Raw genomic sequence first — 11,115 nt, 5'->3', positions numbered from 1 at the left:
CGACACCGGACGGGCCGGCGAAGATGAACGAGCCACCGGGGCGCTTGGGGTCCTTCAGACCCGCACGCGTACGGCGGATCGCCTTCGACAGCGCCTTGACGGCGTCGTTCTGGCCGATGACCCGCTTGTGCAGCTCCTCCTCCATGCGGAGCAGGCGGCTGGACTCCTCCTCGGTCAGCTTGAAGACCGGGATGCCGGTGGCCGTGGCGAGGACCTCGGCGATCAGCTCGCCGTCGACCTCGGCTACGACGTCCATGTCGCCGGCCTTCCACTCCTTCTCCCGCTTGGCCTTGGCGGCCAGGAGCTGCTTCTCCTTGTCGCGCAGGGAGGCGGCCTTCTCGAAGTCCTGCGAGTCGATCGCGGACTCCTTGTCCCGGCGCACCGCGGCGATCTTCTCGTCGAACTCGCGCAGGTCCGGCGGCGCGGTCATGCGGCGGATACGCATCCGGGAACCGGCCTCGTCGATCAGGTCGATCGCCTTGTCCGGCAGGAAGCGGTCGGAGATGTACCGGTCGGCCAGGGTGGCGGCCTGGACCAGGGCCTCGTCCGTGATCGAGACGCGGTGGTGCGCCTCGTACCGGTCGCGCAGGCCCTTGAGGATCTCGATGGTGTGCGGCAGGGACGGCTCGGCGACCTGGATGGGCTGGAAGCGGCGCTCCAGGGCCGCGTCCTTCTCCAGGTGCTTGCGGTACTCGTCCAGGGTGGTGGCACCGATGGTCTGGAGCTCACCGCGGGCCAGCATCGGCTTCAGGATGGAGGCCGCGTCGATGGCGCCCTCGGCGGCGCCCGCACCGACCAGCGTGTGCAGCTCGTCGATGAACAGGATGATGTCGCCCCGGGTGCGGATCTCCTTGAGCACCTTCTTCAGGCGCTCCTCGAAGTCACCGCGGTAGCGGGAGCCGGCGACCAGGGCACCGAGGTCGAGGGTGTAGAGGTGCTTGTCCTTGAGGGTCTCGGGCACCTCGCCCTTGACGATGGCCTGGGCGAGGCCCTCGACGACGGCGGTCTTGCCGACGCCGGGCTCACCGATCAGCACCGGGTTGTTCTTCGTACGGCGGGACAGCACCTGCATGACCCGCTCGATCTCCTTCTCGCGCCCGATGACCGGGTCGAGCTTGGACTCACGAGCGGCCTGGGTGAGATTCCGGCCGAACTGGTCGAGGACCAGGGACGTCGAGGGGGTGCCCTCGGCAGGGCCGCCGGCGGTGGCGGTCTCCTTGCCCTGGTAACCGGAGAGCAGCTGGATCACCTGCTGCCGCACCCGGTTCAGATCTGCGCCCAGCTTGACCAGGACCTGGGCGGCGACGCCCTCGCCCTCACGGATCAGGCCGAGCAGGATGTGCTCCGTGCCGATGTAGTTGTGGCCCAGCTGAAGCGCCTCGCGGAGCGAGAGCTCCAGGACCTTCTTGGCACGGGGGGTGAAGGGAATATGACCGGACGGCGCCTGCTGGCCCTGACCGATGATCTCCTCCACCTGCTGGCGGACCGCCTCGAGCGAAATCCCGAGGCTCTCAAGGGCCTTGGCGGCGACACCCTCACCCTCGTGGATCAGGCCCAGGAGGATGTGCTCGGTGCCGATGTAGTTGTGGTTGAGCATCCGGGCTTCTTCCTGAGCCAGGACGACAACCCGCCGCGCGCGGTCGGTGAACCTCTCGAACATCGTTAATCGCTCCTCAGAGCGGTCAGGCAGTGGGGGGAACTTCCCCTCCCTGTCCTTCCGCAGCTTAGTCCCGCAAGCGGGGACCGCTCATTCCAACTGCCGACACCGTCGATGGCCTCCTGACCCCGAACGCCGACATCTGCTCCAACCCGATGGTGCGAGACGATGTTCCCGCAGGCCAGGCAGTTACCCCAGTCGCCAGTACGCCGATGGCGAACGTGAGACTCCTTTGCCCGGCTGTGGCCTGCGTGTCGCCCCCTCCCACTAGGCATGTCTTACCCGCTGGGACTGACACTCCATGCGGCGCGCACCGGTTCCCTCCGCTATGGGCGAACAACCTTGCGCCCCTTTCCACCTCCACGCGCCCTCTCGTTCGAAACTGTCCGCATCCATGAAGCCACACAGCGTAACCATGCCCGTCTTCCGGCGGTTGCACCTGGCATGGTCGGCAGCCTCTCCACGCTTCCTGTTCCGGTCCCGTCCGCTCCGGTCGCGTCCGTTCCGGTCCTCTCTGTCCCGGTTTCCCCGCATGCTCGGGTTCCCTCGCCCCGTCGGCCGCTCGGTGCGGGTGGGGGCAGGGTGCGGGACTGGTACGAGAACGAACTGGGGTGGGCCACGGTGCCCGGGACGCCGTTGCGCCTGGTCGTGGGGCGCCACTTCGACGTCCTGGACGTCCCGGTCGAGGCCGGCCGTGCGGCGCTGCGCCATCTGGGGGCCGCCTCTCCGGTGGCCGTGCACCGGGACCGGATGCGGCTGCTGGTGGCCGCGGGCAGCGCCGAGGAGCTGCCTGGGCTGCTGGAGTGGCTGGAGTGGTCAGCGGTGGACCTGGATCTGGTGGCGCTGGGCGCGGGCACGCTGACGGAGGCCCCGCGGCCGCCCTTCGCGGGGCAGGCCGGAGCGGGGCTGCCCGGAGACGGGCTGCCAGGAGCGCGGCCGCTCGCCCGGGGCCGCTCCGGTTCGCAGGGGGCCGCCGTGTGGTTGCGGCCCCCCGCGCCGGGATGCGGGACCGGGGCCTCGCTGCCGACGCTGTCGGCCATGGGGGGTGACGGGGGCGCCCCCGATCTCGTGCGGGTCGTGGAGACGGTGGCGACGCACTGCCATCGGCTCCGGCTGCGGCGCGCTCACGCACGGCCGCCGGCCTTCTCCTAGGCCCGCGGTGCCGGCCTGCGGACCTGGGGTGACGGCCTCACCTTGGATCTGGATGCCGGCCTCGTGGGCCGCACCGCCCGTCAGGCGTTGGCCTTCTCGTAGGCCTCGCGGATGGACGCGGGGACACGGCCGCGGTCGTTGACCTCGTAGCCGTTCTCCTTCGCCCAGGCGCGGATCTGCGCCGTGTCCTGGCTGCCGCCGGCAGCGGCGGCGCGCGCCTTTCCACGTCCGCCGGAAGCGCGGCCCCCGGTACGACGACCGCTCTTGACGTACGGCTCGAGAAGGCCGCGGAGCTTGTCCGCATTGGCGGTGGTGAGATCGATCTCGTACGTCTTGCCGTCCAACGCGAACGTCACGGTCTCGTCCGCCTCGCCGCCGTCGAGGTCGTCGACAAGAAGGACCTGAACCTTCTGTGCCACCGGATTTCCTTTCATCGATAACGTGAGGGTCGGGGTTGGTCGGCGTCCGCCGTTTAGCCGCCCCTTGATATATGCAGTACTGCAGTACGTCGGAAAGCAAACCGCTTTTGCGGGAAAAACACAAACCCCTGGGAGAGACCGGACCCTCGGCCCCGACCGGAAACATGCGCGTTTCGGACATAGGGGTTCCCCGGGGGGTTCGCTCTGGGTTCGCTCTGGGTTCCGCCCGGTTCCCTCCGGCTTCCTCTCGCTTCCTCCGGAGGTCCGCGGCGATCACAGATGCAGAAGCATCCGGCTGTTGCCCAGGGTGTTCGGTTTCACTCGTTCGAGACCGAGGAACTCCGCGACGCCCTCGTCATAGGAACGCAGCAGCTCGGCGTAGACGTCGGTGTCGACGGGCGTCTCACCGATCTCCACGAAGCCGTGCTTCCCGAAGAAGTCGACTTCGAAGGTCAGGCAGAATACGCGGCGAACGCCGAGCCAGCGTGCGGTCTGGAGCAACTTCTCCAGCAGCCGATGGCCGACGCCGGAGCCCTTGAGGCCCGGCTTCACCGCGAGAGTGCGCACTTCCGCCAGGTCTTCCCACATCACGTGCAGGGCCCCGCAGCCGACGACCTCGGCGTTGTCGTCCCGTTCGGCCACCCAGAACTCCTGGATGTCCTCGTAAAGCGTCACCGTCGCTTTGTCGAGCAGGATGCCGCCGCGGACGTAGGCGTCCAGCAGTCGGCGCACGGCCGGGACATCGCTGGTCCGGGCCCGCCGGACGGTGACGGCTTTTGCGGGGACTTCGGGTCGCGCTGCGGACATGAGCGGACGCTATCGCCCGCGGCCGCCCTGTGCCGAGCCGGGGTTCTGGTCGCCGGTTTCGGGAGCATCGGCGGATTCGGCGGGCGGGGAGGTTTCGGGGAACGCGGCGGCTTCGGCGGTATCCGGGACTTCGCCCACGACTTCGGGCTCCCGCGCGGATGCTTCTTCGCCGGTCTCTTCGCCGGGTTCTGCGGAGGACCCCGCGCGGGGCTCTTCCGCCGTGCCTTCCGTGCCGCCTTCGACGACCCTGAGCGCATCGCGCAGAGAGCGCCGCTGTTCGTCGCTCATCATGCCGAAGAACGCGACGAGAGCGGCGGCGGGGTTGTCGCTCTGGGACCATGCGTCGTTCATCAGCGCGGCGGCGTAGGCGGCCCGGGTGGAGACCGCCTCATATCGGTAGGCCCGGCCCTCCGCTTCGCGGCGCACCCAGCCCTTCTGGTGGAGGTTGTCCAAAACGGTCATCACCGTGGTGTACGCGATGGACCGTTCCTTCTGAAGGTCTTCCAGGACTTCTCGAACGGTCACCGGGCGGTTCCACTTCCAGACCCGCGTCATGACCGCGTCTTCGAGTTCTCCCAAGGGGCGAGGCACAACTCCGACCATAGTGGGAGATGTCGGTCATTGCGTGCCGGACGTGCGCTTCATCGAGTGAATGCGAACAAAAAGGGCGCACAACTCGATGGCGGAGGTCTCCGAGCCATCGAGTCGTACGCCGGGACCGGGCGGGGTCAGGCCTCGCTGGAGCCGCCGCCCGCGGCCGACGGGCCGCTCTGCACGCGCGCCATGGCGGCGTCCACGGCGGCGTCCTCCTTGGCCTTGGCGGCCCCGCCCTGGGTCTTCACGATCACCCTGACCAGGGCGATGAAGAACGCGGCCATCACGACCGGCGGAACGAGTGCGGAGACGTAGTCCATGGCTCCAGGGTAGCCACGGGGCCCGGACAAACAGGGGCGGGGTGGTCCGGAAGCACTACACCGCGGCGAGTCGCTGCTGCGGCGGACTCTGCGGGGTCCGCGGGTCTCCGGACGGCGGCGTGGGCCTGCGGCGCGGAAACACCTCGCCCGGGGTGGGGACGGGGCGGCGGGCCGGTTTCGGCGCCCCGGGAGCGGGCGCCGGTCCGGGCCGGGCGGGGGCGGGGCGCTCGCCGGGCTTGGGCGCGGGCGCCGGCTTGCGGGAGGGTTCCTTGCCGGTCTCGCCGCTCTGAGCGCCGCGGGCGCCCGGCAGACCGCGCGGGAGCGCCTCCGGAACGGCCCTGAGGGGCCTCAGAGGGCTGCGGGAGGCCGGCACGGTGGGCGCCGGGGCCGCGGCGGCACCCTGCGCGCGGCAGCGGCGCAGGAGGGCGGCGGCGGCCGGACTGCCGCGCAGGGCGCCCAGCGCGGCGAGGTCGTCGGGGCCGGGCCGGTGTCCGGCGTCCAGCGCCTCTTCCAGGAGGGCGCAGTAGCCGGCGGCCGCGCCGGGCAGGGCGTCGCGGTAACGGGCGAGATCGGCCAGCAGGAACGCGCGCAGCCGGGCACCCTCGCGCATCGCCTCGTCGAGCGACTCGGCGAGGCGGAGGCAGTCCTGCACGTCCTCGGCGCGGGCGGGACGCAGATGAAGGGCAACGGCGAGGGCACGACGGAGCACACGCAGCTCCTCCGCACCGAACGCCACGCCCCCGCGAGTTCCGTATGGCATGGGCATACGGCGACCATACGCGCTAATCAGACAAATTCGACATAAGCCACGGGCGTGGCGCGGTGCGGGCGGACGAGCCGGCCGAACGGCGGCAGGCGACCCGCGCCGGGGCCCGGCCAGGCTCCCGGCCGGGCCCCGGGGAGGAGGCGGGGCCCGGCGGAGGCGGGGCCCGGGTGCTACATGCGGGAGACGTTGCGTTCGTAGACCAGGCGGAGGCCGATCAGGGTCAGCCAGGGCTCGTGCTCGTCGATCACGGAGGACTCGCCGAGCACCATCGGGGCCAGGCCGCCGGTGGCGATCACGGTGACGTCCTCGGGGTCGTCGGACAGCTCGCGGGCCATCCGGCTCACCACGCCGTCGACCTGCCCGGCGAACCCGTACACGATGCCCGCCTGCATCGCCTCGACCGTGTTCTTGCCGATCACGCTGCGCGGACGGGCCACCTCGATCTTGCGCAGCTGCGCCGCCTTGACGCCCAGGGCCTCGACGGAGATCTCGATGCCGGGGGCGATGACCCCGCCGACGTACTCCCCGCGCGCGGAGACCGCGTCGAACGTGGTCGCCGTGCCGAAGTCCACGACGATCGCCGGGCCGCCGTAGAGCTCGTTCGCCGCGACCGCGTTGATGATGCGGTCCGCACCGACCTCCTTGGGGTTGTCGAACAGGATCGGTACGCCCGTCTTGACGCCCGGCTCGACGAGGACGGCCGGTACGTCGCCGTAGTAGCGCCGCGTCACCTCGCGCAGCTCGTGCAGCACCGACGGCACGGTCGCGCAGATCGCGATGCCGTCGATGCCGTCGCCCAGTTCCTCGCCGAGCAGCGGGTGCATGCCCATCAGGCCCTGAAGGAGCACCGCCAGCTCGTCGGCCGTGCGGCGCGGGTCGGTGGAGATGCGCCAGTGCTCGACGATGTCCTCGCCGTCGAACAGGCCCAGGACGGTTTGCGTGTTGCCCACGTCGATGGTCAGGAGCATGGCCGGTGCTACTCCGCCTCGCGCAGGTCCAGGCCGATGTCCAGGATCGGCGAGGAGTGGGTGAGGGCCCCCACGGCCAGGAAGTCGACGCCGGTCTCGGCGTACGCCCGGGCGTTGTCCAGGGTGAGCCGGCCCGACGCCTCCAGCCGCGCGCGTCCGTCGACGATCGCAACGGCCTCCTCGCACTCGATGGGCGTGAAGTTGTCCAGCAGGATCAGGTCGGCGCCCGCGTCGACGACCTCCCGCAGCTGGTGCAGGGTGTCGACCTCGACCTCGATCGGCACGTCCGGGAAGGCCTCCCGTACGGCCTTGAAGGCCGCCTCGACGCCGCCGGCCGCGACCACGTGGTTGTCCTTGACCAGCGCCGCGTCCGACAGGGACATGCGGTGGTTCACGCCGCCGCCGCAGCGGACGGCGAACTTCTCCAGGGAGCGCAGACCGGGCGTCGTCTTGCGGGTGTCGCGCACCTTGGCCCCGGTGCCCTCCAGGACGTCCGCCCACGCGTGCGTGGTGGTCGCGATGCCGGACAGCCGGCACAGCAGGTTCAGGGCGCTGCGCTCGGCGGTCAGCAGGTCACGCGTGCGCGTGGTGACCGACAGCAGCTTCTGCCCGGCCTCCACACGGTCGCCGTCCAGGACGTGCCGCTCGACCTCGAACTCGTCGGTGCAGACGACCGAGAGGACCGCCTCGGCGACGCGCAGACCGGCCACCACGCCGGCCTCACGTGCCGTGAAGTCCCCGGTGGCCACGGCGTCCTCGGGGATGGTCGCCACGGTCGTGACGTCCTCGCCGTGCGCGAGGTCCTCCTGGATGGCGACGTTCGCGAGGTCCTCGACCTCGACGGGGTCGAGGCCGGCGTCGGCCAGCAGCTGGGCGAGCGCGGGGTCCAGCCCGCACTCCAGGTACTCCTCGTCGCCGTCCGCGCCGCAGGCACAGCCGTCGCCGCAGCCGCCGTTCGAGGCGAGGGGAAGGTCGTCGGTGCTCACTTGTGTCACTGCTCCTGGGGACGGCGGGGCGCGGGGGCCTCGCTACGGGTCGGGGGGAAGAGGGCGGTCTCCGTGGTGTCCACGGTGGGCGTCCTGTCGGGGTTCAGGCGTACGACGATGTGGCGGCGCCAGTCGGTGTCGTCGCGCTCGGGGCGGTCCTCGCGCCAGTGGCAGCCGCGGGTCTCCTCGCGCAGCCGCGCGGCGGCGACCAGGACCCGGGCCACGCACAGGAGGTTGGTGGCCTCCCAGGTGTCCACGCCCGGCTCGGCGGTCTTGCCGTTCTCGTCGAGGGCGCCGCGGGCCTCGGCGTGCAGCTGTTCGAGCTGGTCGGCCGCCCTGGCCAGGGACTCGGCCGAGCGCAGCACACCCGCGCCCTCGCTCATGATCCGCTGGATCGCGAACCGGGCCTCGGGGGCGAGCAGGGGATGCGCGGGCTGCTCGGAGTACGGGACGGGCTGCGGCACGCGCGCGTGCAGGCCGCTGTCCGACCGCTCGCGGGCGATGTCCGCGGCGATCCGCTCGGCGTAGACCAGCCCCTCCAGCAGGGAGTTGGAGGCGAGCCGGTTGGCGCCGTGCACGCCGGTGCAGGCGACCTCTCCGCACGCGTACAGGCCGGGCACGGTGGTCCGGCCGTGGGAGTCCGTGCGCACGCCTCCGGAGGCGTAGTGGGCGGCCGGGGCGATCGGGATGGGGTCGGTGACGGGGTCGATGCCGTGGGCCCGGCAGGCGGCCAGGATCGTCGGGAAGCGCTGCTCCCACATCTCGGCGCCGAAGTGCCGGGCGTCGAGGAACATGTGCTCGGCGTCCTGCTCCAGCATGCGGCGCAGGATGCCCTTGGCGACGATGTCCCGGGGCGCGAGCTCGGCCAGTTCGTGCTGTCCGACCATGAAGCGCACGCCGTCGGCGTCGACCAGGTGGGCGCCCTCGCCGCGCACCGCCTCGGAGACGAGGGGCTGCTGGCCCTCGGCGTCGGGGCCGAGGAAGAGCACCGTCGGGTGGAACTGGACGAACTCCAGGTCGGAGACCTCCGCGCCCGCGCGCAGGGCGAGCGCCACGCCGTCACCGGTGGACACGGACGGGTTCGTGGTCGCGGAGAAGACCTGGCCCATGCCGCCGGTGGCGAGGACCACGGTGGGCGCGTGGACGGCGCCCACGCCGTCGTGCTGGCCCTCACCCATGACGTGCAGGCTCACGCCCGCGGTACGGCCGTCGGCGTCCGTGAGCAGGTCCAGGACGAGCGCGTTCTCGATCGTGCGCAGTCCACGCGCGCGTACGGCCTCGACGAGCGCCCGGGAGATCTCCGCGCCGGTCGCGTCACCGCCCGCGTGCGCGATACGGCGGCGGTGGTGGCCGCCCTCACGGGTGAGCGCCAGTCCTCCTTCGGAGGACTCGTCGAAGTGTGCGCCGGTGTCGATCAGCCGGCGTACGGCGTCGGGGCCCTCGGTGACGAGGATCCGTACGGCCTCCTCGTCGCACAGGCCGGCGCCGGCCACCAGGGTGTCGTCCAGGTGCTGTCCGGGGGTGTCGCCCTCGCCGAGGGCCGCGGCGACGCCGCCCTGGGCCCAGCGGGTGGATCCGTCGTCGAGGCGGGCCTTGGTGACGACGACCGTGTCCAGGCCGGCGGCCTCGCAGCGCAGGGCGGCGGTGAGGCCGGCGACGCCGGAGCCGACGACCACGACGTCCGCGGCGATCGACCACCCGGGCGCGGGGGCGTGCAGTCGTATGCCTGTGCTGGTCACGAGGCGGCTCCGAGGGTTCCGTGGGTGGCGTGGGATGTGCGGGATGTGCGGGGTTCGTGGGCCCCGAAGGTGAGGGGCAGGTTGTCGATCAGCCGGGTGGATCCGACCCGGGCGGCGACGGCGAGGACCGCCTCGCCGGTGAAGTCGTCCCCTATCTCGGTGAAGTCCAAGGGGTCGACCAGGGCCAGGTAGTCGAGCTCCAGCGGCGGGTCGAGGCGGAGGGCCTCGTCGAGGACCAGCCGGGCCGCCGCGCGGACGGCCGCGGCCGCACCGGGGGACGCCTTGGCGACGGCGGCGGCGTCGGCGGCCGCACGGGACTCCCCCAGCGCGCTCAGCGCCTCGGCACGCGCGCGCGTGGAGGGCACTTCGCGGGCCCGCGCGCGCAGCGCCTCCTGGGCGGCGTGCCGGTCGCGTCCCGCGAACAGAGCCCGGGACAGGGCGAGGGCGGTGTGCCGCTCCTGCGGGGACAGGTAGCGGTTGCGGCTGGACAGGGCCAGGCCGTCGTCCTCGCGCACGGTCGGTACGGCGATGACGTCCACGCCGAAGTTCAGATCGCGCACCATGCGCCGGATCAGGGCGAGCTGCTGGGCGTCCTTCTGGCCGTACAGGGCCACGTCGGGACGGGTGAGGTGCAGCAGCTTGGCGACGACGGTCAGCATGCCGTCGAAGTGGCCGGGCCGGGAGGCGCCCTCCAGGCGTTCGCCCATGGGGCCCGCCGAGATGCGCACCTGGGGCTCGCCGCCCGGGTAGACCTCCTCCACGGACGGCGCGAACACGACGTCGGCGCCCGCCTGCTCGGCGACCTTCAGGTCCGCCTCCAGGGTGCGCGGGTAGCGGTCCAGGTCCTCGCCGGCGCCGAACTGCAACGGGTTGACGAAGACGGTGACGACGACCTCGCCGTCGGCGCCGGCGATCTCGCGCGCGGTACGGATCAGGGTGGCGTGGCCCTCGTGCAGGGCGCCCATGGTCATCACGACGACGCGGCGGCCGTCACGCGCGCGTGCGTGCAGCTCGTCGGCGGTGCGCAGCAGGGCTGTGGTCATCGGGCGTCTCCGTTCTCGGGCGCCGGGGTCACCGGGCGGCCCTCCTCTGCGTTCACCGGTGCCACCCGGTTCGTCGAGTGCCCCGTGCCGGTGGGTGCCATCCGGCTCGTCGTGCCCGTGGACGCCGTCCGGCCGGTCGTGTCCGCGAGTGCCGTCCGGTCGGTCGTGTCCGCGGGTGCCGTCCGGCCGGTCGTGCCCGCGGGCTCCGGCCGCTGCGGGCGCGTCGCGTTCCCCGCGCGGGTCATCGGGCCTCCCCTTCGCCGTCGTCGGGCCGGTCGGGCCGGTCGGGACCGTCCGGGCCTTCGGAGCCGTGAGTGCCCTCGGAGCCTGTGGTGCCGCTCGTGGCGGCGGTGCCGGGTGTTCCGTCGGCGAGGACGCCCAGCAGGTCCTCGGCCAGCTCCGGCTTCAGCAGTCCGTGGGCGAGCGCGCGGTCGGCGGTGGCGCGGGCCATCGCCAGATAGCCCGCGACGGTCTGGGGGGCGTGCCGGCGCAGCTCGTCGACATGGGCGGCGACCGTGCCCGCGTCCCCGCGCGCCACGGGACCGGTCAGCGCCGCGTCGCCGGAGCGCAGGGCGTTGTCCAGGGCGGCGCCGAGCAGCGGGCCCAGCATCCGGTCGGGCGCCTCGACGCCCACCTCGCGCAGCAGCTCCATGGACTGGGCGAC

The 11,115-nt window shown here is 72.2% G+C and carries 12 protein-coding genes; 1 reads left to right on the top strand and 11 read right to left on the bottom strand.

All coding sequences use genetic code 11. From position 1 onward, the window contains the following. Positions 1–1,660, bottom strand: a 1,660-nt coding sequence (locus ABZ484_RS37295; protein WP_358870394.1) for a Clp protease N-terminal domain-containing protein, incomplete at its 3' end; no start/stop codon positions are given. 441 nt (positions 1,661–2,101) lie between these two features. Here ABZ484_RS37295 and ABZ484_RS37290 point away from each other — a divergent pair. Next, on the top strand, positions 2,102–2,809 hold the full coding sequence (locus ABZ484_RS37290; protein ID WP_358870393.1) for an SCO3374 family protein: 708 nt from the start codon (positions 2,102–2,104) through the stop codon (positions 2,807–2,809). An 80-nt stretch (positions 2,810–2,889) separates the two neighbouring features. Here ABZ484_RS37290 and ABZ484_RS37285 read toward each other — a convergent pair whose 3' ends face one another. The 10 genes from ABZ484_RS37285 to ABZ484_RS37240 all read right to left on the bottom strand — a co-directional run. Further along, positions 2,890–3,228 (bottom strand): Lsr2 family protein, encoded by a 339-nt coding sequence (locus ABZ484_RS37285; RefSeq protein WP_086730921.1) that lies wholly within the window; start codon positions 3,226–3,228, stop codon positions 2,890–2,892. 273 nt (positions 3,229–3,501) lie between these two features. Then, on the bottom strand, positions 3,502–4,035 hold the full coding sequence (locus ABZ484_RS37280; protein WP_358870392.1) for an amino-acid N-acetyltransferase: 534 nt from the start codon (positions 4,033–4,035) through the stop codon (positions 3,502–3,504). Between the two features lie 9 nt (positions 4,036–4,044). Beyond that, complete coding sequence (locus tag ABZ484_RS37275) at positions 4,045–4,638, bottom strand: BlaI/MecI/CopY family transcriptional regulator (protein WP_358870391.1); 594 nt, start codon at positions 4,636–4,638, stop codon at positions 4,045–4,047. Positions 4,639–4,763: 125 nt separating this feature from the next. Next, positions 4,764–4,949 carry a hypothetical protein gene (locus tag ABZ484_RS37270; protein ID WP_358870390.1) on the bottom strand — a complete coding sequence of 62 codons (186 nt, stop codon included), beginning with the start codon at positions 4,947–4,949 and terminating at the stop codon, positions 4,764–4,766. Between the two features lie 55 nt (positions 4,950–5,004). Next, positions 5,005–5,715, bottom strand: a complete 711-nt coding sequence (locus ABZ484_RS37265; protein WP_358870389.1) for a hypothetical protein — start codon at positions 5,713–5,715, stop codon at positions 5,005–5,007. 170 nt (positions 5,716–5,885) lie between these two features. Further along, a complete protein-coding gene (locus ABZ484_RS37260) occupies positions 5,886–6,683 on the bottom strand; it encodes a type III pantothenate kinase (protein ID WP_358870388.1) in 798 nt (265 codons plus the stop codon). Between the two features lie 8 nt (positions 6,684–6,691). Then, positions 6,692–7,669, bottom strand: a complete 978-nt coding sequence (gene nadC, locus ABZ484_RS37255; RefSeq protein WP_358870387.1) for a carboxylating nicotinate-nucleotide diphosphorylase — start codon at positions 7,667–7,669, stop codon at positions 6,692–6,694. Between the two features lie 5 nt (positions 7,670–7,674). Beyond that, the gene (locus tag ABZ484_RS37250) at positions 7,675–9,408 is read right to left on the bottom strand and encodes an L-aspartate oxidase (RefSeq protein WP_358870386.1); all 1,734 of its coding nucleotides are present in this window, start codon (positions 9,406–9,408) and stop codon (positions 7,675–7,677) included. Next, the gene (gene panC / locus ABZ484_RS37245; RefSeq protein ID WP_358870385.1) at positions 9,405–10,451 is read right to left on the bottom strand and encodes a pantoate--beta-alanine ligase; all 1,047 of its coding nucleotides are present in this window, start codon (positions 10,449–10,451) and stop codon (positions 9,405–9,407) included. Before panC ends, ABZ484_RS37250 begins: the two co-directional genes overlap by 4 nt. 241 nt (positions 10,452–10,692) lie before the next feature. Then, positions 10,693–11,115: DUF2520 domain-containing protein (locus ABZ484_RS37240; protein WP_358870384.1), on the bottom strand; the 423-nt coding region annotated here is incomplete at its 5' end.

The sequence above is a fragment of the Streptomyces sp. NPDC006393 genome, from assembly GCF_040628575.1.
Classification (GTDB): Bacteria; Actinomycetota; Actinomycetes; order Streptomycetales; family Streptomycetaceae; genus Streptomyces.
The sequence above is the reverse complement of the archived record's forward strand: the minus strand, read 5'-3'. Positions and strand labels throughout refer to the sequence as shown.

Coding starts and splice junctions, on each gene's coding strand:
- ABZ484_RS37290 (WP_358870393.1), top strand. CDS start 2,102: ATGGTCGGCAGCCTCTCCACGCTTCCTGTTCCGGTCCCGTCCGCTCCG.
- ABZ484_RS37280 (WP_358870392.1), bottom strand. CDS start 4,035: ATGTCCGCAGCGCGACCCGAAGTCCCCGCAAAAGCCGTCACCGTCCGG.
- ABZ484_RS37275 (WP_358870391.1), bottom strand. CDS start 4,638: ATGGTCGGAGTTGTGCCTCGCCCCTTGGGAGAACTCGAAGACGCGGTC.
- ABZ484_RS37270 (WP_358870390.1), bottom strand. CDS start 4,949: ATGGACTACGTCTCCGCACTCGTTCCGCCGGTCGTGATGGCCGCGTTC.
- ABZ484_RS37265 (WP_358870389.1), bottom strand. CDS start 5,715: ATGCCCATGCCATACGGAACTCGCGGGGGCGTGGCGTTCGGTGCGGAG.
- ABZ484_RS37260 (WP_358870388.1), bottom strand. CDS start 6,683: ATGCTCCTGACCATCGACGTGGGCAACACGCAAACCGTCCTGGGCCTG.
- panC (WP_358870385.1), bottom strand. CDS start 10,451: ATGACCACAGCCCTGCTGCGCACCGCCGACGAGCTGCACGCACGCGCG.